Genomic DNA, 21,684 nt, shown 5'->3' with positions numbered 1-21,684 from the left:
ATCGCGGCAGCGCAGGGATCAGTGATCGGGCGGCTGCGAGGGGCCCGGCCGGGTCACCAGCCATGCCCCCACCCCGGCCAGTCCGGCCACGATGCAAAGCGCCAGCGTCAGCGACTCGAGGGTCAGCAGCACGACCCCGGCACTGAGCAGCAGAGCCGCCACGGCCAGGCATTTGGCACGCCCGGCGATGGCGCGCTCGCGATCCCAGTGGCTGATGGCCGGACCCGCCACGGGGTGCGCCCGAATCCAGTGGGCAAACCGGGGCGAGCCCTTCGAGGCCAGCGCGGCGGCCAGCAGCATGAAGGGGGTGGTCGGCAGCAGCGGCAGGAGCACGCCTGCCAGACCGAGCGCGAAGCAGAGCGCTGCCAGCCCGATCCACAGACCGCGCAGCAGCTTCCCGGACGCTGGTGTTGCGCTGTGCTGCGGTTCGCTCATGCCAATGCCTGCCTCTGCTCGTGTGCCACGATACCGGTCACGGCCGGCGCTCATGGCGGAAATACCGCCGACTTGCCATGATCGCCCTCAACCCCCACCTTTGAATATACCGCATCCACCATTTTCGAGCGGATGGATGATCTGTCTACGGAAAGGAGAACGGTGACTCATGGCTGAGAACGCAATGAAGAGCACCCGCGACGGGGTGGAAGTCTACAACCAGTTCATCGGTGGCCAGTGGGTCGAGTGCGGCGGTGAGCTGCTCGACGTCACCAATCCGGCAACCGGTGAAGTGGTGGGACGGGTCGGCATGGCCACGGCCGAGGATGCCGACCGGGCCCTCAAGGCCGCGGATCGCGCCTTTCAGGAGTGGCGGCGCAAGACCGCAGTCGAGCGCGCCGATCTGCTGTTCAATCTGGTGGCGCTGATCCGTGATCACAGCGAACGACTCGCCCGGCTGATCACCAGCGAGCAGGGCAAGCCGCTGAGCGAGGCCCGGGGCGACGTCGGCATGTGCTGTGACCTGATCCGCTTCGCCGCCGAGCATACCCGCCGTCTGGAGGGCGACATCATTCCCGCCGACAGCGAGGATGAGCAGATCTGGATCCAGAAGGTCCCCCATGGCGTGGTGGTCGGCATCACTGCCTGGAACTTTCCGGCGGCACTGATCGGCCGCAAGCTGGGACCGGCGCTGGCCGCGGGCAACACCATCGTCCTCAAGCCCTCCGAAGAGACGCCGCTGACCGCACTGGAGCTCGTCGAGCTCGCCCGCCAGGCCGGCATCCCCGAGGGCGTGGTCAATCTGGTCAACGGCCGTGGCCGCGATGTCGGCAACCACCTGGTGACCAGCCCGATCACCCAGCTGGTCAGCATGACCGGCAGTGTGCGCGGCGGCCGCGAAATCAACAAGGCGGCCGCCGAACATCTCAAGATCGTGCGCCTCGAACTCGGCGGCAAGGCGCCCTTCATCGTCATGGATGATGCCGATCTGGAGCCGGCGGTGGAGGCTGCGATCGTGTCGCGCTTCACCAACAACGGTCAGGTCTGCACCTGCAACGAGCGCATGTACGTGCACGAAGGCATCCATGACCGGTTCCTGGAGCGCTTCAAGTCACGTGTCGAGGAGCTCAAGGTCGGCGATCCGCTCAGGCACGAGGATGTCGACATCGGCCCCAAGATCAACAGCGGCGAGCTCGACAAGGTCCATCAGATGGTCGAGCACGCGGTCAGTCAGGGCGCCCAGCTGGAAACCGGCGGCCAGCGCCTGACCGGCGGCGAATATGACAGCGGCAACTACTATTCGCCGACCATCCTGACCGGGGTCAACAACGACATGGACATCATGAAGGAGGAGATCTTCGGACCGGTGGTGCCGATCATGAAGGTCGACAGCTTCGAGCAGGCGCTGGATTACGCCAACGACTCCGAATACGGCCTGTCGGCCTATGTCTTCACCCAGAACGTGCGGCGGCTGATGACCACCACCCGGGAACTCGATTTCGGTGAAATCTACGTCAACCGCGGCGGCGGCGAATCGGTCCAGGGCTTCCACAAGGGCTATCGCAACAGCGGCCTCGGCGGCGAGGACGGCAAGTACGGGCTGGAAGCTTACGTCAAGAGCAAGACACTGTACGTGCACTACTGATGACAGCGCGGGCCGGCCTCGGCCCGCCTTCACTGCCCCGGCGCCGGCTCCCGCGAGCCGGCGTTTTCATGGGCACTCCGTTTCAGTAGCGCCGCGATGGTCGCGGCCGGCTGATCACATAGCTGCCGACCGCCAGCAGGATGACCAGTATCAGCCAGAACGGCCAGCCCAGCCCGACGTGCAGCCAGACCACCCACAGGCTGAACAGCATCATCGTGATCGAAATCACCTTGGCCGGAGTGGCTATGGCCCGTTCGGCTTCCCAAGCGGCGATCAGGGGGCCGGACAGGCGATTGCGCCGAATCCAGCGCTCGACCCTGCGCGAGCCGCGGGAGGCACAGATCACCGCCAGCAGCATGAAATCGGTGGCCGGCAGCAGCGGCAGAAAGATCCCCAGCACGCCAATGGCGAAGCAGAGCATGGCCAGCCCGATCCAGAGTATTCGCGCACCGCTGCTGGCGGCCCGGCGATCCTCCCCGGGGCGGTTGTCTGCTTCGAACGGCTCTCTGCTCATTGCTGATATCGCCCTGGAACGGTAATGCCCGGATCATACCAGGTCATCGCAGCTTACGCAGCGGGAATGATTATCATCACCGCCCCGGTTCATGTGCTGCTCCCGAACAGGGTATGCTCGACAGGACCCATCGCCTGTCGTAACGGCTTCACTCTGCTACCGGGAAGCGGCCTTGCTCGACCTCTGGATCCTCCTCACCCTGCTGGCAGCCGGCATGCAGGCCTGGCGCAATGCCTTGCAGAAGCAGCTCAGCCGTCACGTTTCGATCGCCGGGGTGACCCTGGCACGCTTCTTCTGGGCCTGGCCGCTGTCGGTGCTCTACGTCTTCATGCTCTACCGGATCCGTCCGGCTCCCTGGCCCGACCTGTCACTCGCCTTCATGGCCACCATCGCGGCCGCTGCGCTCGGCCAGATCGCTGCCACCGCCCTGATGGTAATGCTGTTTCGGCAGCGCAACTATGCCGCTGGCGTGGGCCTTGCCAAGAGCGAGGCCCTGCTCGCGGCGCTGCTCGGGGTGCTGGTGTTCGGCGCCACCATCAGCCCGCTGGGCTGGTGCGGGATTCTGATCGGCGCCGTTGCCCTGTGGCTGATGCGGGGCGCCACGCCGGATGATACCGCCCTGCGCCCGCTGATGATCGGCCTGGCCAGCGGCCTGTGCTTCGCCCTGACCTCCCTGTGGGTGCGACATGCCACTCAGCTGCAGCCCGCGCTGCCCTTCCTGCATGCTGCCGGCTGGGTCCTGACACTGACCATCGGCATGCAGTGGCTGACCCTGGTGGGCTGGCTGGCATGGCGTGATCGCCCGGCCCTTGTGCTGCTCTGGCAACGCCCGCGCGACAGCGCCCGGGTCAGTCTGACCAGTCTGGGGGCCTCGCTCGGCTGGTTCACCGCGATGAGCCTGCAGGATGTGGCCCTGGTCAAGACGCTGGGCCAGGTCGAGGTACTGTTCACCCTGCTGATTGCACGATGCTGGTTCCGTGAGCCGATAACACGGCGCGATCGGCTCGGGCTGGTACTGATCGTGATCGGCGCCCTCTGCGTGATGTGGCCGTAACCCGGCACGCCGGTCTCAGGAGGACACCGCCGCATCGTCGGCCACCGGCTGCCAGGCTGGCGCCTTCTCAGGCTCGCTCAGCGAGCGGCTCATCTTCCAGCCGCCGCAGCCATCCTCGTAGTAGCCGTCCAGCCATCCCAGCGGCCGATATCCCATGCGCCGATAGAGCGCAATGGCGGCACGGTTGTCGGCACGCACCTCGAGCTGCAGCTGCTCGCCACCGGCCTGTCGGGCCAGCGCTTCCAGCGCCTTCAGCAGGTGACGACCGTTGCCACTACCGCGCTGGCCGGGATGAATGCAGAACGAGTAGAGCCGTACCCGCCGGCTGTTGCGGCGAAACAGCAGGGTACCGTAGCCGCACGGCCGGGCCTCGGGATCCAGCATCACCAGGGTGCGGGCGTTGGCGCGCGTCAGCAGATAAACCAGCTGACGGCGATTGAAACCATCCTGTTCGAAACAGGCCCGTTCCAGTGCCAGCAGCGCTTGCAGATCCCCGCTCCCGGCCGATCTGATCAGGAGCGTCATCTCCCGCACCCTCCGTACCATGTGGTTCAGAGCCACCCGTGTGGCCGTTTGGCATCCTGCTTCAACGCTACCATGCCGGACCGGCATCGTGACATGGCACTACCGCTGTTGACGCCACCGCCGGGAGAACCGATGTTAGGCCTTTGGCAACGCTCTGTCAGAGAGGCCTCATGTCCCGCCTTCGTATCGTGGTCGACCGACTCGCCGACTGGCGCCCGTACTATCCCAGTGACGACCTGATCACCGCCGACGACTATCTGGCGCTCGAAGCCGCTGCCCGGCCGGATGACGCCACCCATGTCATCAACCTGTGCAGTGGCCTCGACTATCTCGGCACCGGCTACTATGTCTCGCTGCTGGCCGAGGCGCGGGGGCAGCGGGTCCAGCCCGGCGTGGAAACCCTCAACCAGCTGTCCCGCAAGGCGCTGATCGATCTGGAACTGGCCGGTCTCGACGAACTCATGGCGGAGCTCGCCCGACGCGGCATACTCACCGGCGATACGATGCGCCTGCGTCTCTTCTTCGGCCGTACCTGCAGCGAGGGGCTGGACCGGCTGGGTCGACGGCTGTTCGAGCGGCTGCCCTGCCCGCTGATGGAAGCCCGCCTGACCCGTCGCAGCGATCGGTGGCGGCTCTCCCGGCTGCGCCCGCTTCCCCTCTCGGCGCTCGAGGAGCATGAGGAGGACCGTTTCGCCGGAGCACTCAACCAGCACACCCGCAAGGTATGGCGTTCACCGACTGCCCGGCGCCGCTACCGCTTCGACCTGGCGATGCTGGTCGATCCACAGGAAAGCCTGCCGCCCAGCAATCGTAGCGCGCTCAAGCAGTTCATTCGCGCCGGCCGCGAACGCGGCCTCGACGTCAGCCTGATCACCCGCCGCGACGAGGGGCGGCTGGCCGCCTTCGATGGGCTCTTCATTCGCGAAACCACCCGGCTGGATCATCACACCTGGCGCATGGCACGCCGTGCCGAACACGAGGGACTGGTGGTCATCGACGATCCACAGTCGATCCTGCGCTGCACCAACAAGGTCTATCTGCATGCACTGCTGCAGGCACGGGGCATCCCCGCGCCGCAGGGGCATCTGCTCTATCGCGGTGATTTCCGACGGCTACGCGAGCTGGCCGGAACCCTGAGCTGGCCGCAGGTGCTCAAGATCCCCGATGGCGCCTTTTCGCGGGGGGGGGGTGCGCATCGACTCTCCCGGCCAGCTCGAAACCGAGGCCCGCCGACTGTTCGAGGACTCCGCCCTGCTGCTGCTGCAGGAGTGGCTGCCCACCGAGTACGACTGGCGGATCGGCATTCTCGACGGCCGGCTGCTGTTCGCCAGTCGCTACTACATGGCGCGCGGGCACTGGCAGATCTATGACCACAGCCACGGCCGGGTACGCAGCGGCGGCTTCGAGACCCTCGACCCTGCCGAAGTACCGGACAAGGTAACGCGCGCGGCCCTGCGCGCCGCCCGGCTGATCGGCAACGGCCTCTATGGGGTGGATATCAAGCAGGCCGGCGAACGGGTAGTGGTGATCGAGGTCAACGACAATCCCAATCTTGACGCCGGGGTCGAGGATGTCGTACTGGGCCGTGAACTCTACGGGCAGGTGATGGACTGCTTTGTGGAGCGCATGGAACGCCTCCATCGGCCGCGCAACGGGGCCTGAACCCACCCTGTCGGCGCCTGCTTCGGCACTTCAGAAAAGGCCGAGCTGCCGGCGCGTCGGGGGCGTCACGGAGAGCTCGAACTCGTGGCCGCCATGGCGGCGCGGATTGATCACTCCCGTATCAAGCATCAGGTACTGGCCCTTCATGCCCAGCAGCTGCCCCGAGGTTTCTGGCCGAGCGGTGGCATCGAGAGCCACCAGCCGGGTCGGCGCCTCCGGCAGAGGGTAATCGAAGCGGGCCACTGTCGTCTCCTCGGGCACCCGCATGCTATCGGCGCCGAACCGTTCGCGCAGTGCCGCAAGCTCCGGTGCGAACTCCTCGAGCAGCCGATCGCGCCATGCGGGCAGATCCTGGCTCGGCAGCGGTCCGCGCAGCATGCGCTGCCAGGCGGTGCGATCACTGACCCGCTGGCGCAGCAGTGCCTCCACCAGCCCGGCCTGCCGACGCGACGCCACCTCGAGGATCGGCAGCGCCTAGCTGGCCCCCTGCTCGAGCCAGCGCCCGGGCAGTCGCCCGGCCCGGGTGATCCCCACCTTGAGCCCGGAAGTATTGGCCAGATAGACGACATGGGGTGTGAAGCAGTGGCGCTCGCCCCATGCCGGCTCGCGACAGGTTCCCAGATGGTAGTGGCAGGTTTCCGGTCGCACGATACAGCTGTCACAGCGTGCCAGCCGGCTGGCGCACTCGCTGCAGTAGCCGCCGGCAGCCAGCCGGGTCGCCGGGCGCGCGCAGTGCAGGCAATATCGCTGGCCGGTAGGCCGCAGGGTCAGCATCTCGCCCAGCCGCTCGTTGAGTGCCAGTGCATGCTCACCCAGCTGCAGGGTGTAGCCTGCCGGCAGGCCGGGCTCGATCAGCAGGCGCTGCAGGACACCACGCATCGCCACAGGGCGAAGTCCGGCCAATTCAGTTGACCCATTTCAGGCGCTCGCCCTCGGCATTGCCCTCCCGATCACTCGAGCAGCCCTCCCGATCGATGTGTCCGATGCGCTCGTCGACCGGCACGTCATGGTGATGTTCGTACTTGAGCACCGCTTCCAGACAGAGCTCGAGCTGCTGCTCGCTGAGCAGGCGGCCATCGGGCCACTTGCGCCGCTCCACGGCCTGTCTGAGGCTGGTATAGATGTCGGGCGTCATGCGCTCGATCATCCCGTCGAAGGTCATGTCACTCATGATGAAGATATCCCGAATGGAGAGATTCACTGGTGCAGGCGGCCCGGCGTCATCAGCCAGGCCAGCGCCAGTCCGCACAGCAGGCCGCCCAGATGGGCCTCGTTGGCAACGTGGCCAAAGCCCAGCCGGGCCGTGATATCGGTCATGGTAATCACCAGCCAGATCAGCATGAAGACCATCAGCGCCTGGGGAATCTGGTAGCCGCGCTCGGGGCGTCGCCGCGCGCTCAGCCAGACGAATCCCAGCAGGGCATAGTCGACGCCGGACATGCCGCCGAACAGCACCGTGCCGGTCGCATACTGGGCCAGATTGGCAGCCACCGCCGGCACCAGCAGCAGCAGTAGCGTTCGACCGACGCCCTCGATGCGTTCGACCTGACGGCCAAAGTACCACAGCCACAGCATGTTGAAGATCAGGTGCATCCAGCTGAAGTGCAGCAGCGCGGGCGTCACCAGCCGCCACAGCTGTCCGCTTGCCAGCGCTGCCCCGAGGGTGCCGGCCTGCAGCTGATTGTCCTGTACGCTCAGCGGCACGATGGTCAGCCGGCCCAGCACCCCATCCCCCAGCAGCTGGAAGGCGATGAAGACCAGGCAGCACACCAGCAGGGTCAGTGTGACCAGCGGAGCACCCCGCAGGGCATCGACCACCCCGCTCGACGGTTTGCTGACCGGCGTCTCCGGAAGCAGTGACTCGCCCTGCTGCCAGCGCTCGATCAGCTCTCGGGCCTGCTGCTGATGCGCGTCATCCAGCAGCCAGATCCGCTGCTCCTCGTCATCGCGGTCGTAATGATGGGTAATGCGATGCGCCCACAGCGCCTGGCGCAGGGACCCGAGATCCCGATCGTGGGGAAAGCGCAGCATCGTCGGCATGCCTGCTCCTGATCTGCTCCGGGGTATTGCCGACCTTCCAGCAAAAAAATACCCGGCGGTTGGAGCCGCCGGGCAAGAGCAAGGGATCATTCAAGGGAACACCTACTCTGACGGCGGCCGGATTCAAAAGTTCCCGACGGAATTCCGAATTGGCCGATTTTTTTCCGTGTCGGGATCGGAATCGGCCAGCGACAGCCAGACAAGTCGGTCGGCACTGAGTCCGGAATGACCATCGAATCGGTAGGCGACCAGCCGACCGCACCTGACCGCACTGTAGTCCAGACAGGCGATATTGGCCGTGGGCAGGGCCGGCACCCCCTCGCACCAGTAGTGACCGATGAACAGCGGTCGCTCTCCGGCAGCATAGTGTACCAGCCGCCGGCGCTCGTGTTCGCTCAGCCGGCGTGATTCGAGATCACGGGGCAGCGGGTCGGGCTGAAAGACGATATCACCATAGGTGACCGGGTCGACGGCCCAGAAATGAACGCGAAAGGTATGGCGCACGCTGCCATCCCGCGAGCGAATCGCTCGCCCCCGCGGGAGCGGCAGATGGACGCCCCGGGTAACACGGTCGAGCAAACGCTGCTCGAAGGTCCCGGCATGGCGGGCAGCGGCCAGGAAACGGTGGTCGATTCGCCCATCCGGGTACTGCTGCAGAAACGGCCGCAGCAGCGCTTCATCCCAGCAGGCGTGAACCACCCGACAGCGGGCATACTCGAGACACAGCGGCATCTGCAAAAACCAGCGCAGATGATCACGCCACTCATGCTCCCGACCCCTGAACTGCGCCAGGGTCTCGTGCAGGATCCGGGCACTGCGTGGCTCCCGCGGGGCTACTGCCTCGCCGCGCTCGTCCAGGCAGTGCCGCAGCGCATAAGCCTCGTGATTGCCCATCACCACCCGGGCCGCACCGGCCTCTACCATGCGCCGGACCACCCGGAGCGTCAGCCGGATACGCGGCCCCCGGTCGATCAGATCACCCAGAAAGATGGCCAGCCGCCGGGGGTGGCGATAGACGCCCTGCTCCTGCCGGTAACCGAGCTTCTCCAGCAGTGCCACCAGGGCGGTGCCGCAACCGTGGACATCGCCGATCAGGTCGAATCCTTCGCACTGTTCTGCCTGCATGGCCACCATTATAACGCGCTTGCGGCCCCGACTTCAGTCATGCAAGCGACTGCTCCAGCCGAGCTTGCTGCGACAGGCCTCGAAGAAGCTGTGGCCGGGAGGATGGATCAGCCGCAACTGCTCGGGCTTGCGCTCGATCCGCAGGACATCATCGGGCTGAACCACCATGCGCATGTGGCCATCACAGCTGATCTGCAGTTCGACATCGGCCCCCTGAATCACCCGCACGGCAATGCTGCTGCCGGAATCGACCACGATCGGGCGGCTCGAAAGCGTATGCGGGAACATCGGCACCAGCACGATCGCCTCCATCTGCGGATGCAGGATGGGCCCGCCGCCGGACAGCGCATAGGCAGTGGAACCGGTTGGTGTCGCCACGATCAGGCCATCGGAGCGCTGACTGTAGACGAACTGCTCATCGACGAAGAGCTCGAACTCGATCATCCGCACGGCCGCCGCCGGATGCAGCACCACATCATTGAGGCCGCTGGCCGAGCCGATCAGCTCACCATTGCGATAGAGCGAGGCCTGCAGCAGAAAGCGGTACTCCGTCTCGTAGCGACCCTCGAGCACCTCGGTCACCCGGGCTTCCAGCTCATGGGGCGAAATGTCGGTCAGAAAGCCCAGTCGCCCACGATTGATGCCCAGCACCGGCGTATTGCTGTAACAGAGCGCCCGGGCCGCACCAAGCAGGCTGCCATCGCCGCCGATCACGATCACCAGGTCACACTGCGCGCCCATTTCCTCGCGGGTCGCCCGGGCCACATTGCAATTGCTCAGGCCATCGGCCAGACGAGCCTCGATGCTCAATCGGCAGCCGCGCCCTTCGAGAAAGCCGATCAACCGATTCAGCGTTTCCACGACATGATCGCTGCCCAGACGGCCGATCAGACCGATATGTTTGAATTGCTCCATGCGCTTATCCAGGCTCATGCTTGGAGCCGCATTATGCGGGCGCGACAGGGCGTCGGCAAATGCCCGCTCGCCTCCCCTTCACCGGATCCGGGCTGATGAACACCGAGACTCACAGTCATCCGCTGCTGCGCGATCTGGCATGGCTGATTGACACGCCACCGCTGCTTGAGAGCCGTCTGCCGGGTGCCCCCGCCCGCGCTGCACTGGGTCTGGAGGATCGGCAGCAGCGTCACCGCTGGTTCGAGGCGCTCGCGCAGGACCTTGCCGATCTGGAGCAGCATGTCGGGGCGGAGCCGTCGTTGCGGCTGGGCATTTACGTCGAGCGGCTGTGGCAGATCATTCTGGCACGCGCGCCCGCGACCCGGCTGCTGGCGCACAATCTGCCGATCACCCGGAACCGGCGCACCCTCGGCGAGCTCGACCTGCTGTACGAGGACCGCGAGCGGGCAGCACCGATTCATCTCGAGGTAGCCATCAAGTTCTATCTCGGCCTGCCCGAAGGGCCCGGCACCGCTACCGCCCAGTCCCGCTGGATCGGCACCGGCGGCCCCGACAGCCTCGCCCGCAAGCATCTGCATCTGCTGACCCACCAGACCCGGCTGGGCCGGACAGCGGAGGCACGTGATGCGCTGAGCGAATTCGGTGCACCGCCACTGCGCTGCCGGATGGCGCTGCAGGGGGCGCTGTTCTATCCATGGCAGCGTCGCACGGGCAGGATTGACGATGCCACGCGCCTGCCGGAGCTGACCGGCATGCCGGCACCGGCCGGCGCCCATCCCGCTCATCCGGCCGGCGTCTGGCTGCGCTGGCGGGACTGGCCGCACTTCGTGACCACCCTGCAGCTGACCGGAGTGGCGCAACTCTGGCGACCACACTGGCTGGCGCTCCCGGGTCCGGATGAGCTGCTGTTTCCGGAGTCGCTGCTGCCGGAGCTGCGTCAGGCGCATGCCCGACATGCCCTGCCGCTGCAACTGGTGGTCGGCAGCGATCGACTCGCCCCACTGCGCGTCATGCTGGTGCCCGATGAGTGGCCATTGCAGATTCCGCTACCGCCACGGCGCACCCCGGGCTCGCGTCGCCGGGGGCTACCGCTGGCCCCCTGGCCACGCTGAAGAGTGCTCAGGAGGAAGAGTGCTCAGGAGGATGAATCGGAGGCCCGTGCCGGCGCCACCGGGTAGCGACGCTGCCACCAGCGGTTGAACAGCAGGGCCGCCAGGATGATGGCGCCCCCCAGCCCGAGCCGCAACGGATCGGCATCGTGATTCCAGATCACCAGGTTGACCACCAGCCCCGCCGGGATCAGGGCGTTGTTCATGATCGCCAGGGTACCGGCATCCACCCGGCAGGCGCCCTGATTCCACAGGAAATAACCCAGCCCGGATGCGACCAGCCCCAGCCAGAGCAGCACGCCCCACTGCAGCGGCGTGGTCGCCGGACGCGACATGTCGCCCCACAGCAGCCATGCCGGCAGTACCAGCAGCAGCGCACCGATATAGAACCAGCCGAACAGATGAATGGCCGGCACCTCCAGGCGGGTGCGCAGCATCAGGCGGCGGTAACCCACCTGGCCGACGGCAAAGCAGAGGTTGGCGGCCTGAACCATGGCAAAACCCAGCCAGTACGCCTCGTTCACGCCCTGATAACGGATCACGGCGGCGCCCAGTACCGACAGTCCTGCCGTTACCAGATAAAAGGGACGAAACCGACCGGCCAGCAGATCATCGATCAGCGCGATATAGACCGGTGTGAAGATGGTGAAGAGCAGGATCTCGGGGACGCTCAGCAGCACGAAGGAGTGATAATAGCTGACATACATCAGCCCCAGCTGAATGGCGCCGATGCCCATCAGGGCCCAGCGGATATTCATGGGCACCCGGCGCGGCCGCAGCATGGGCAGAAACAGCAGACAGGCCAGCGTAATGCGTGTCAGTACGGCAAAATAGCTGTCTACCTGTCCGGCAAGATAGACACCGATCAGACTGAAGGAGAAGGACCACAGGATCGTGACGCCGACAAGCAGGGACATGCAAGGTTAACCCCAAGAGGCATATGAAGTTGACTGATTTTACGGCAATCGAATCGCTGATGCGAACCATCACGCACATGGACTTCCACTCCCGCCCCGGCCCGGGGTCGCTCAGCGGCTGGGCCGGCCACGGCCACGGGCAGGTCAGTGTCGCGTCAGCCCGAACGCCGGCAGGAGAAAGCATCCTGCGCTTTCACGAACAGGGCGAGTTCACCCCCGAGGGCGCAGACGATCGCGGCATGCCCTTTCACAATGTTTATCGCTGGACCTTCCTGGGTGATCGCCTGGCACTGCATCACGAGCGTCGCGGCGCCGATGAAGCGGTCTGGCTGTTCGACCTGGTGGCCGATGCACGGCACGAAGGACTGATCAGCGCCAGCCCGCATCCCTGTGGCGAAGATAGCTACCGGGCCTGCCTGACTGCCGGCGAGCACGGTTTCGAGCTGGAATGGATCATTACCGGACCGGTCAAGAACGAACACCTCTACTACCGCTACGAGGGTACCCGAGCGTCATGAGCCCGCCGAGCCACCAGGTCGGTGCCGGGGTTGCAAGGACGCCTTCTCATCGCCACAACACGGGTTCATGCCACTCGGTCGTCATCATTTGTCCGGGCGATCGGAGCTACAGCCATCAATAGCTTTTTACTATAAAAATGGATAGTCAAAAACAATCGCCAGGGTTGAGCCAAGCTAATTCAGACTCGGCGCCAGTAGTCTTAGACTAAAGTAGCTTTTGGTAGACGTCGCGAGGGCGGCGTAACACTAACCGAGACAGGAGATGTAAATGGAACTGAGCAATCGCGAAGGTCAGGAAGTGCCACAGGTGACCTTCAAGCAGCGGCGCAACGGCCAGCTGGTCGATGTCGAGAGCAAGGACATCTTTGCCAACCGCACCGTGGTCGTGTTCGCACTGCCCGGCGCCTATACGCCGACCTGCTCCTCGACCCACCTGCCCCGGTACAACGAGCTGGCGGACAAGCTGTTTGCCAACGGGGTGGATGAGATCGTCTGTCTCTCGGTCAACGATCCCTTCGTCATGGAAGCGTGGGGCGAGCATCAGGAAGCCAGCAACCTGACCCTCATTGCCGACGGTAACGGCGAGTTCACCGAAGGCATGGGCATGCTGGTCGACAAGTCCGATCTGGGCTTCGGTCGCCGCAGCTGGCGCTATTCCATGCTGGTCAAGAATGGCCGCATCGAGAAGATGTTCATCGAACCGGAAAAGCCCGGCGACCCCTTCGAGGTTTCGGATGCCGATACCATGCTGGACCATCTCAACCCCAGCGCGGGCCGGCCCAGCTTCGCCACCGTTTTCTCCAAGCCGGGCTGCCCCTACTGCGCACGCGCCAAGCAGATGCTGGTCGATCATCACATTGCCTATGAGGATATCTCCATCGGCAATCGCGACATCACCACCCGCTCGGTGCGCGCCATGACCGGCAACGCCACGGTTCCCCAGGTATGGATCGATGGCAAGCACATCGGCGGTGCAGAAGAAGTGGCCGCCCATTTCGGTGAGAAAGCACCCGTCTGAGCGTATTCCGCTCATCCGGCCGACCGGGCCCGGGCAGTGCCCGGCCGCTGGAAGACTGATCAGGGCAGTGCTGGTGCACTGCCCTTTTTCATGCCCGTTCGACGAATGCCGGACATTAAAAAACCGCCACACGGGGTGGCGGTCGAAAGGAACAGTAAGCCAGACGCACTCCTTCGCGACTGAAGAAAGAGCGTCTACCGGTTATGACACCACCCATCCGGTTTTTCTCCCGGACGTTACAAATTTATAACTCTTGCCCGGCAAAGCGGGATGCCGCAGACAGCGATTCATGGCACAGGACAGGCTTCAGCGTGAAATGCTGAAAAAAACCGTACCGGCTTGATTTGGATCATTAGCAGAAAACCGACAGCCAGCTAGCTTCAAGGAAGTCGGACGTTACCGGCAGCCACTCGGCGCACGGTTCTGTTCGGCACGTCACGATTTCCGGTCGAAAATGCGACACGCAAGGAGGCTGTCCCATGTTTCATCATTCCTCGCATCTGCAGTATCCGGTTCGGGTCGATGAGCCCAATCCCCAGTTCGCCATGATGCTGCAGCAGGCCATCGGCGGGATCGAAGGCGAGATCCGTGTGGCCATGCAGTATTTCTTCCAGGCCATGGGCGCCCGCGGCGATGACCGAATCCGCGACATGCTGATGTCGACGGCGACCGAGGAGCTCTCGCACATCGAAATGCTGGGCCATGCCGTGGCACTCAATCTGGAAGGGGCGCCGCTCTCCTACCAGGAAGCCACTGCACAGGACCCGGTCATGAATGCCATCCTGGGCGGCGCCAATCCGCGCCACCTGCTCTCCTCGGGTCTTGCCGCACTGCCGGTCAATGCCAATGGCGTGCCCTTCGACATGAGTCACGTCTATGCCACGGGCAACATCGCCGCCGACATGAACGCCAACGTGGCTGCCGAGTCGAGTGGCCGGGTACTGGCCTCGCGGCTCTACAACTGGACCGATGACAAGGGCATGAAGGATTTCCTCTCCTTTTTGATTGCCCGGGATACCTATCATCAGCAGCAGTGGCTGGCCGTGATCGAGGAGCTGGGCGGTCTGGAAGAGAACCTGCCGATCCCGAATTCGACGCCAACCGAGCACGAGGCCACCGAGCACTCCTATTACTATCTCAATACCCTGATGGACAAGGAGGCGCCTCAGGGCCGCTGGAGCCAGGGCCCCTCGCTGGATGGTCGCGGCGAGTTCTCGGCCAGGCAGCAGCCCGAACCGAAGGGTCAGGAACCGTCACTGGGCAAGGCCCGCCCCGGCTCCGGCGCCCAGCAGCAGCAGATGTAACCTGCCGGCAGACCGTGGTCCGGTGCCCTGCGCCGGCCCACGGGCATGGTTTGCCGCATTACCGGGCCGATCATTGCCGGGCCCGGAAATGCGGCCTTCCGGCCACCGTCATTCCGGCGGCAGCGAACCATGCTACCGCACCGAACGGACACAGCGATTGACCCGTTACACTCCCTCCTTTACATTGCGGGCTTCAGGCCATTTCATCCGGCCGGTCGAGCGGGCATAGCTCAGTTGGTAGAGCATCAGCTTCCCAAGCCCAATCGCAAACGACCCACCTGATTTAAATCAATCACTTACGCTTGGCTTCGCGCAACGTGATTGACCTTTATTGACCATGAAGCACAGGTAACTGACGGCTGTGGTCACATTTTCGTCACATAGCTCCAAGGCCGCTGAGACATGCAAAAGGCATGATCTTAGCGGCTTTTTTATGCATGAGGGTTATCAGGCATGCGGACATGCCTGATGGTCTTTATGTATGATGCCACGGGATGGGCTCTCCATCCTCATCGTGGAAGACAACATCGCCATCGCTTTGCTGGCCTCGCGGCCATAAAGGCTTCAAGGATTTGTTACAGGCCTTTCTGATCTTTTCCAAGCGGCTCGAAAGCTCTTCTGCTCGAGCCTCAGCATTTATCAATCGATCGTAAAGATCCTCACGGCTCATCTCGTCTAACGGATTCATGATATAGCGCCTCTTGAGTTAAGAGATCGACAGATTATCTAAATTACGCTAACCGCCACAACTGGTGGGCCAACATGATCAGGATGGGCAGCAAGAGCCCAGGGCGTACCGAGTACCTGTGGCGACATCTGATCGAACGACGATCAATGCCGACGTGGATTAATAAGCGGTGATCAGGCCGGCCATTCAACAGCGTTGACGGCCTCAACGGTATCAGCCGCCAGGATCTCGTCTTCAAGCCGTTGGCGCTTACCTGTGACCGGAGCCACGGCGCTTCGGTAAAGCTTCACTTTTGCCATAACCTTCTGTACCAGTTCATCGAGACTGATGCCCCGCCCTTCGGCGATCCCCGAGAGAAGCGGCGTCGGCGATGAGTTATCCGTCTGATATGCCTCGGCCTCGGCTTTCTGTTCAGTCCATGTGTCGATCTCGAACTGCGGGTACTGCTGCCGGATCGACTGCACTGCGGCTTCGGCGGCTCGGTTGATTTCGGCGAGTTTACCCTGCTTGGTTTTCTCCAGCTTCTCTTCTGCGGTGGGTGCATTCTGCCAGTTGATCGTTGCCATCAGACCGTCACCTCGCGTTCCTGTTTCTCGTCCTCGGCCGCGTCAACCCCGTACCAGTGCAGCAGCGTGACTGTCAGATCACCATCGACACGCTCGGCAGCCACGACTGGGCAGATCGGGAGATAATCAGCAGTGATCGAATCAGCGCGACCATCCGGCATATTCTGGAAGTTAAAGGTTTCCTGATGGCCATTCATATGGGCGATGACCTTGTCATCGCCTAATTCGTATTCCGCTGAAAGATCACTACGCTGCGGTATGTAGATAATCTTCATTTCCAGTACCCCGTTGCAGTCATGGTTACTGTGATGGTGTCAGACGTTTCAGCATCACCCCCGGCATACCATATCCGCAACGAGGCCGTAGCTTCAGACAGGGAAGAGGTTAAAAAAATGCTGTTGTATGTGCTCAAGCCGGTGCCTGAGAACGGATCATTTACAGAGCCAGTAGGACTGATAAAGGAGTACGATAATGAAGGTGGGAGAGCGAACATTGCTGGAAAGCCCCAAAGTCCTCCGAACCTATAGCCGTCTAAGGCGGCGCATACGTATTTATCAATTGTGCAAATTAACGTCCTATCCGAAAATTTCGTATACCTACCATTTTGTGTTGTGCCGGTCTCAATAATATACGCCCCGTCAACTCGAGGCATTGCTCCAAAATTGGCAGCAGCGCCGCCGGACAGCTTCGGGTATCGACTGTCAGAATATGTTGCCGCTGACCCGAGTCCCAGCAACGTCCGAAAATCGGCATTACCGTTTGTCATGGCTTCAATAATGGCTGATACCAGCGCATTGCCATCACCCACCTTGGCATCGCTGAGTTGTGCCAGCTGAGCCAGAGCTCCCAACCCTAGTGCCGAGCGAACATCAGAAGCTTCCCCATTAATCGCATCAGTCAGCATACCCAGGCCAATCGTTTGCAGAAGCGTGGCCTGGTCACCCACCGGCGCCTCTGCCAGCGTGTCGATGGTTGAGAGCACACCGAGCGCCTGATTCTCGCCAATCTGAATAGTGCCAAGCTGGGCCTTTATAATGTCGCGGACCTTTTGCCAAGCCTCATTGAGCGTCGCCTGCAACTGCTGCTGATCGACGGTTGTGTCGTCTGCCATATTGTCTCCAGGCAATAAAAAACCCCGCTGAACGGCGAGGCTGGAAGTGAATACGGTGAGCCGCTCTACTGGATGAAATAAGGAATCTTGCCGAATACGATCAGATTGTAGGCGGTCTGTCCGCCGCCAAGGTTTGGCAGCGTGTCGTAGTTCGGCGTTGCACGACCGCCGCGGTCGTTGTAGCCGTTGAACTCGGAATGAAGATCCTGGTTAACGCCGTAGAAGAGTCCCAAGCGGTAATTGAAACGGTCGCCGTTCTTCTCGACTATGATCTTTCCCAGGGCGCCGAAATCCGGGCTGCGCAGCCACAGCATCTGATTCAGCGTCGATAGTAGCGGCCAAGAGTTGGAGTCAGGGGGTTCGACATCTTCGCCGTTGTTGTAAAAGCCGCCGTCATACCTGACTGTCGAGCCATCGTTATCACCCCAACGGCGGTAGCTGAATTGGCCCTGCAATGAGAACGGGAACTTTCTTGAATCAAATACCTGCTGGCCACCTTCATTCCTGATCAGCAGACCATAGTCGTCGCTGGATCGCACCTCACCATTCTGGCTGAAAACGGCATATTTGATACGTCCCTCAATCGACTCGACAAAGCCAAAGTTGCCGTAACCCGTGTATCGATTTGAAGCGCAAACCTTGAAACCCTGCCAGTTACCAGGACTTCCGACTACGTACCCGAATATCACGCAGCCCTTGACGCTGTACCCGCATATAAACGGTGGCTCATGAGTTGTAATCGTATTCTGGAAGTTGATCTGGTGTGCCCGATACCAGTACAGGGATTGCCCTGAATCTCCATCACGATAGCTGGTGAATGTCACGTCCCCCGTTTCATGCAGAAAGCAGCACGGATTGCTACCGTCGATCAGTACATCGCCTGACGCGTTTTCGAATAGTGCTCCATAGGTCGCCATGAAATCACCTGAACAGAATGACGGTTACATAGATTTGGGAACGCTCCTGCTCATCAACACGGAAGTGATAATGACCCTCGAAATCGTACTCCCACCTCAATGTGTCGCCGTCAATGTGGAATTTCTGCATTAGGAACGGGGGCTGGCTCTGCCCCCATTTGCCTGCCGAGGCTTTGGTTCCGCCGTAACCGGACACGATGAAGAAACCGTTCTGCCCGAGCCCGGGTATGTGCCTGCTCCCGTTTGGCGTATCCACCAGAAAATAATCGACCACACGCACCATGTTCTCGGTCGAGTCGAACCAGGGGTTGCCGTCCTCTCCGAAAACCTGCAGCCCGTAATCCGCCATCAGAGCCTCCCCAGCTTGATGCGAGTAGTGCCGGAAGAGTCCTGAACTGTCATGGTTTCGCCATTCCAGCGCATACCGCCCCCGTCAGAGCTGGTCGAGTTGAATTCGTAGGAGCCGTCTTCTCGAAGGGCGAATGAGGGACGCCCGTTGTAGCCATCCACGGTCGAGATAAGTTTGGCGGCCTGGATCTCATCAGTTCTGAGGAACTTGGTCTTGATGTACCCGTCTTCGATCAGGGTCTCCCCGGTGTCGGTGACGATCTTGCCGACGTTGAGTTGACCGATAAGAGACTCAGGCATCACGACGCGACCATCCTCTACCACGAACGCCAGCACGTGCTCGCCACTCACTTCGTTGTAGATGTAGAAGCGGTCAGCCACGGCGCCGATCTCGGCTATCTCGCCGTCAGAGCGCATGCCCAGCACCGCCTTCCGGCCATCGACATCGACAGTGCGAATCGCGGCAGCAGTGAAACCGTCAGTTTCCGGGTCATAGATGGTGTAGAGATCGTCCTCGACCTGTGCCTGGCCCGTCTGCAGCGTCGTGACCTGCTGGGCGAGATTTGCCCGCACCACCTGCTCGACCCGCAGCGTCGAAGCGCTCGACTCTCCTGCGGCCTTGAGCAGCAGCATCTTGAGCGCCTGCTCGTCGTTGCCCTGCTGCAGCTCGCTGATGGCCTGCCCGTTGCTCTCAAGCTGCTGCCGGTAGCCGTCGAGATCGGCATCGACCTGCTCAAGCACACCCGGAGAAACGCCCTCGACGATGGACTGATAGAGCCGGTCCTTGCTCTCTATATCTCCTTCCAAGGCATTTATAATATCCGAGAAATCGGCCTTCGTTTCGGCCTGCACCGGGTACCAGTCACTGACGCCATAGGCGTTGTAGCCACGCACGTAATACTGATAGACCGTGCCGGAGTTGAGGCCGGAATCAACCAGTGTCGTTGACGTGCCGAGAAATGTGGCATTGCCCTCGATCTGCTCGTCATCCAGCGCCGTCAGTGATCGGTAGAACTGATAAAGCTGCTGCGTGCGAGTTCTACTGGTCGGTAACAGCGTCAGAGAGAATGTGCCTCGCTGAACGTCAACGCTGTCCGGTGGCGCCGGCATTAGCATCGAGGCGATCGTTGTGACTCGCACGGACCATGGCGAACGCCGACCGGTGCTACTGATCGACGCGACCCGGAACTGCCATTCACCGGAAGAAACGTCACGCACATCGACACTGGTCCGTGTCGTGGTGCCGAGATCCTGCCAGACCACATCATTGGGGCCCATTGTCTGAGCCACATATGACTGCACGCGCGGATCATCAGCAGGCGTCCATGACACAATCAGTGCCTGGTGGCTATTGCCACCGGCGAGATAAGTATAAGTCTCAACCGTGATATTCAGCGGCGCGACAATTGGGCCTGTCGGCAGCAGCGTGGTTGGGCTGTCCGGCACCTGCAGGTTCTGCTCAACGCGGGCGTACTTGTTGGGATCGTGCTCAAGTGCCGTAACGGTGAACCGCTTGCCGGTATCCTTCTCGGCTATAGAGACGATGCGGAATTTGCGCGGACCAACGCTGTCGCTGGAGATCATCCAGACAGCATTGGCAACCGGCACTGCGCTGAGAGAGCTATCAAGCGTGACCCGATTGCCAACGATGCTGCTGATCCCCTTACGCTCGCGAGACCCGTTGGGCAGCATGACGGTGACGGCGCGATTGTCACCGAGATCGGCATCCGGAGCCCGGTCGAGCATCAGCTCGGTAGTCGTTGACTCACCGGTCAACCGGCCGTGCAGTCGGGCGCCCTGATAGCTCGGGTCGTTGATGTCGATGATCTGACCCGGCTCAAGCCCGTAGACATTGAGCCCCACATCAAACTCGATGGTGTCGCGTTCATTGCGCTCACTGTACAGCGTCCACAGGCCAAGACGGCGTGCCTGACCGCGACTGGTGCATCCGAAAGCAGTGATGTCGGTCTGTACCCAGCCGTATTTCTGGATAGCATCGGCATCCTCGACGACCTCGACTGCCTGCCGGTAGTTATCCTCCGGGTCATTCCAGGTGACCAGCGCGACGCTGTGCCGGGTTCGCAGACGCGACTGTGTGTACTTGAACTCGCCATCTGCAATATCGGACGGGCCGAAATGACGTGAAGCGTCCTGCGGGGCATCCTGTACCGGCTGTATAGCGTCGCCGCTCCAGTAAAGCATCCCCCGGAATGCAGAGGCGAGCGTATTCAGCACTTCATACGCTTCGCGGCGACTGTTGATAACAGTGTTCATGGTAAAGCGCGGTTCGTCCGCACCGTAACCATTGGGCACCAGCTCGTCGCAGTACTGCGCGATCTGGTACAGGCTCCACTTGTCCACGTTCTGCAGACCGGCGCCATACCGGTTATTGGTAGCGATGTCGTAAAATATCCACGCCGGGTTATTGGTCCACGCCTTCTTGAATTGGCCGGACCAGATGCCGCTGTACTCACGTGTTTCCGGGTCATAATTGTCCGGCACGGACACGATCAGTCCGCGGATCTGATAGGCCCGATTCGGGATACTGGAGCCAAACTGTTTGGCATCGACCTTGAGCGCGATATAGGCACTATCCGGATAGATGAACTTGCCGTCGATGATGGTGGTGTAATAGAACCAGTACGTGGCGTCCTGAATGGTCGAGTCATCGTCATGATCGTCAGTCAGGCGGCGCAACCGAATATCCCACGGCCCATTACCGGGCAATTCGATGCGGTGAGACTCCGGGTACTGGCTGGTCGTCTTTCCATCGATGGTAATGGTCTTGCGCTGCGACCAGTCGCCGCCATCGGCACGCACGTCCACTGCCATCTCGACAGTCGATCCATGCAAATCGCCGTCATCGGCATCCTGCTGCGTCAGACGCTGCACGCCGACCGTTACACGAACGGCATCGGCATCCAGATTGGTCACCGATCGGACCAGCGGACTACCCTTCGTCAACTCGGTAGAAACATCGGTCTGGTTCTCGACGCTTGAGAATCCATTCACGATGTCCTGATCCGGCGTGCCCTCACGGAACTCCCATTCGATGCCGTCGAAGTTGTACGTGCCGTCATCGGCCATCAACGGTGTCTCGTCGATGAATATCGACTGCTCGCCATTGACAAGACCTTCGATGGGACCCTCGCACATCAGATCAATGATGCGCGCGACGGTATTGGCCTGCAGCGTGTTGGGATCTTCCTGGGCAACGCGGCCACCACCGCCGCCGCCCTTGCCGCCTTTCTGACCGACAATCTCGACCATGCC

The 21,684-nt window shown here is 62.1% G+C and carries 22 protein-coding genes and 1 pseudogene; 8 read left to right on the top strand and 15 right to left on the bottom strand.

The annotated features are described in order from the left end of the window. Positions 1-18 precede the first annotated feature (18 nt). Positions 19-435, bottom strand: coding sequence for a YbaN family protein (locus C7446_RS12835; protein ID WP_121173511.1), 417 nt, complete (start codon positions 433-435; stop codon positions 19-21). Positions 436-604: 169 nt separating this feature from the next. Between C7446_RS12835 and aldA the strand changes: the two genes are divergently transcribed. After that, positions 605-2,080 (top strand): aldehyde dehydrogenase, encoded by a 1,476-nt coding sequence (gene aldA, locus C7446_RS12830; RefSeq protein ID WP_245977844.1) that lies wholly within the window; start codon positions 605-607, stop codon positions 2,078-2,080. 82 nt (positions 2,081-2,162) lie between these two features. Here the strand turns inward: aldA and C7446_RS12825 are convergent, their stop codons facing one another. Further along, a complete protein-coding gene (locus C7446_RS12825; protein WP_121173509.1) occupies positions 2,163-2,594 on the bottom strand; it encodes a YbaN family protein in 432 nt (143 codons plus the stop codon). Positions 2,595-2,766: 172 nt separating this feature from the next. Between C7446_RS12825 and C7446_RS12820 the strand changes: the two genes are divergently transcribed. Beyond that, a complete protein-coding gene (locus tag C7446_RS12820) occupies positions 2,767-3,648 on the top strand; it encodes a DMT family transporter (RefSeq protein WP_245977843.1) in 882 nt (293 codons plus the stop codon). A 15-nt stretch (positions 3,649-3,663) separates the two neighbouring features. On the opposite strand, the gene C7446_RS12815 is transcribed toward C7446_RS12820, so the two are convergent. Then, positions 3,664-4,173 (bottom strand): GNAT family N-acetyltransferase, encoded by a 510-nt coding sequence (locus tag C7446_RS12815; protein ID WP_121173507.1) that lies wholly within the window; start codon positions 4,171-4,173, stop codon positions 3,664-3,666. A 170-nt stretch (positions 4,174-4,343) separates the two neighbouring features. On the opposite strand from C7446_RS12815, the gene C7446_RS12810 reads away from it, so the two are divergent. Then, a complete protein-coding gene (locus C7446_RS12810) occupies positions 4,344-5,543 on the top strand; it encodes a RimK family protein (protein WP_342768377.1) in 1,200 nt (399 codons plus the stop codon). After that, positions 5,515-5,835 (top strand): ATP-grasp domain-containing protein, encoded by a 321-nt coding sequence (locus tag C7446_RS16830; protein ID WP_342768376.1) that lies wholly within the window; start codon positions 5,515-5,517, stop codon positions 5,833-5,835. Before C7446_RS12810 ends, C7446_RS16830 begins: the two co-directional genes overlap by 29 nt. A 30-nt stretch (positions 5,836-5,865) precedes the next feature. On the opposite strand, the pseudogene C7446_RS12805 reads toward C7446_RS16830, so the two are convergent. The 5 genes and pseudogenes from C7446_RS12805 to C7446_RS12785 all read right to left on the bottom strand — a co-directional run bounded on the left by C7446_RS12805 (position 5,866) and on the right by C7446_RS12785 (position 9,915). Then, positions 5,866-6,609 (bottom strand): annotated as a pseudogene (locus C7446_RS12805) (DUF2797 domain-containing protein). Positions 6,610-6,739: 130 nt separating this feature from the next. Continuing rightward, positions 6,740-7,006 (bottom strand): YeaC family protein, encoded by a 267-nt coding sequence (locus C7446_RS12800; RefSeq protein ID WP_121173506.1) that lies wholly within the window; start codon positions 7,004-7,006, stop codon positions 6,740-6,742. 26 nt (positions 7,007-7,032) lie between these two features. Next, a complete protein-coding gene (locus C7446_RS12795) occupies positions 7,033-7,875 on the bottom strand; it encodes a rhomboid family intramembrane serine protease (protein WP_121173505.1) in 843 nt (280 codons plus the stop codon). Between the two features lie 123 nt (positions 7,876-7,998). Next, positions 7,999-9,000 carry a metallophosphoesterase gene (locus C7446_RS12790; RefSeq protein WP_121173607.1) on the bottom strand — a complete coding sequence of 334 codons (1,002 nt, stop codon included), beginning with the start codon at positions 8,998-9,000 and terminating at the stop codon, positions 7,999-8,001. Positions 9,001-9,033: 33 nt separating this feature from the next. Next, a complete protein-coding gene (locus C7446_RS12785) occupies positions 9,034-9,915 on the bottom strand; it encodes an NAD(+) kinase (RefSeq protein WP_121173504.1) in 882 nt (293 codons plus the stop codon). Positions 9,916-10,010: 95 nt separating this feature from the next. Here C7446_RS12785 and C7446_RS12780 point away from each other — a divergent pair, with 95 nt between their 5' ends. Continuing rightward, complete coding sequence (locus C7446_RS12780) at positions 10,011-11,027, top strand: DUF1853 family protein (protein WP_121173503.1); 1,017 nt, start codon at positions 10,011-10,013, stop codon at positions 11,025-11,027. Positions 11,028-11,050: 23 nt separating this feature from the next. On the opposite strand, the gene C7446_RS12775 is transcribed toward C7446_RS12780, so the two are convergent. After that, the gene (locus tag C7446_RS12775) at positions 11,051-11,941 is read right to left on the bottom strand and encodes a DMT family transporter (RefSeq protein WP_121173502.1); all 891 of its coding nucleotides are present in this window, start codon (positions 11,939-11,941) and stop codon (positions 11,051-11,053) included. 59 nt (positions 11,942-12,000) lie between these two features. Here C7446_RS12775 and C7446_RS12770 point away from each other — a divergent pair, with 59 nt between their 5' ends. The 3 genes from C7446_RS12770 (at position 12,001) to C7446_RS12760 (ending at position 14,781) form a co-directional block, all read left to right on the top strand. Then, entirely contained in the window at positions 12,001-12,459 is a 459-nt protein-coding gene (locus C7446_RS12770; RefSeq protein ID WP_147408775.1) for a DUF6314 family protein, read from the top strand. A 268-nt stretch (positions 12,460-12,727) separates the two neighbouring features. Further along, on the top strand, positions 12,728-13,477 hold the full coding sequence (locus C7446_RS12765) for a glutathione peroxidase (RefSeq protein WP_121173500.1): 750 nt from the start codon (positions 12,728-12,730) through the stop codon (positions 13,475-13,477). A 479-nt stretch (positions 13,478-13,956) separates the two neighbouring features. Then, on the top strand, positions 13,957-14,781 hold the full coding sequence (locus C7446_RS12760) for a manganese catalase family protein (RefSeq protein ID WP_121173499.1): 825 nt from the start codon (positions 13,957-13,959) through the stop codon (positions 14,779-14,781). 861 nt (positions 14,782-15,642) lie between these two features. Here the strand turns inward: C7446_RS12760 and C7446_RS12755 are convergent. From C7446_RS12755 to C7446_RS12730, 6 genes are all read right to left on the bottom strand, one after another. Continuing rightward, positions 15,643-16,035, bottom strand: coding sequence for a hypothetical protein (locus C7446_RS12755; RefSeq protein WP_121173498.1), 393 nt, complete (start codon positions 16,033-16,035; stop codon positions 15,643-15,645). Further along, on the bottom strand, positions 16,035-16,310 hold the full coding sequence (locus C7446_RS12750; RefSeq protein WP_121173497.1) for a hypothetical protein: 276 nt from the start codon (positions 16,308-16,310) through the stop codon (positions 16,035-16,037). The genes C7446_RS12755 and C7446_RS12750 overlap by 1 nt, the downstream gene beginning before the upstream one ends. After that, positions 16,307-17,146, bottom strand: coding sequence for a hypothetical protein (locus C7446_RS12745; RefSeq protein ID WP_121173496.1), 840 nt, complete (start codon positions 17,144-17,146; stop codon positions 16,307-16,309). Before C7446_RS12745 ends, C7446_RS12750 begins: the two co-directional genes overlap by 4 nt. A gap of 65 nt (positions 17,147-17,211) precedes the next feature. Further along, entirely contained in the window at positions 17,212-18,063 is an 852-nt protein-coding gene (locus tag C7446_RS12740; RefSeq protein ID WP_121173495.1) for a hypothetical protein, read from the bottom strand. Between the two features lie 4 nt (positions 18,064-18,067). Next, positions 18,068-18,412 carry a hypothetical protein gene (locus C7446_RS12735; RefSeq protein ID WP_121173494.1) on the bottom strand — a complete coding sequence of 115 codons (345 nt, stop codon included), beginning with the start codon at positions 18,410-18,412 and terminating at the stop codon, positions 18,068-18,070. Further along, positions 18,412-21,681: a TipJ family phage tail tip protein gene (locus C7446_RS12730; protein ID WP_121173493.1), complete on the bottom strand. Its 3,270-nt coding sequence runs from the start codon at positions 21,679-21,681 to the stop codon at positions 18,412-18,414. Before C7446_RS12730 ends, C7446_RS12735 begins: the two co-directional genes overlap by 1 nt. Positions 21,682-21,684: the final 3 nt, after the last annotated feature.

Source organism: Kushneria sinocarnis, from assembly GCF_003633775.1.
GTDB lineage: Bacteria > Pseudomonadota > Gammaproteobacteria > Pseudomonadales > Halomonadaceae > Kushneria > Kushneria sinocarnis.
Note: the sequence above shows the minus strand (reverse complement) of the source record. Positions and strands in the feature narration are given on the sequence as shown.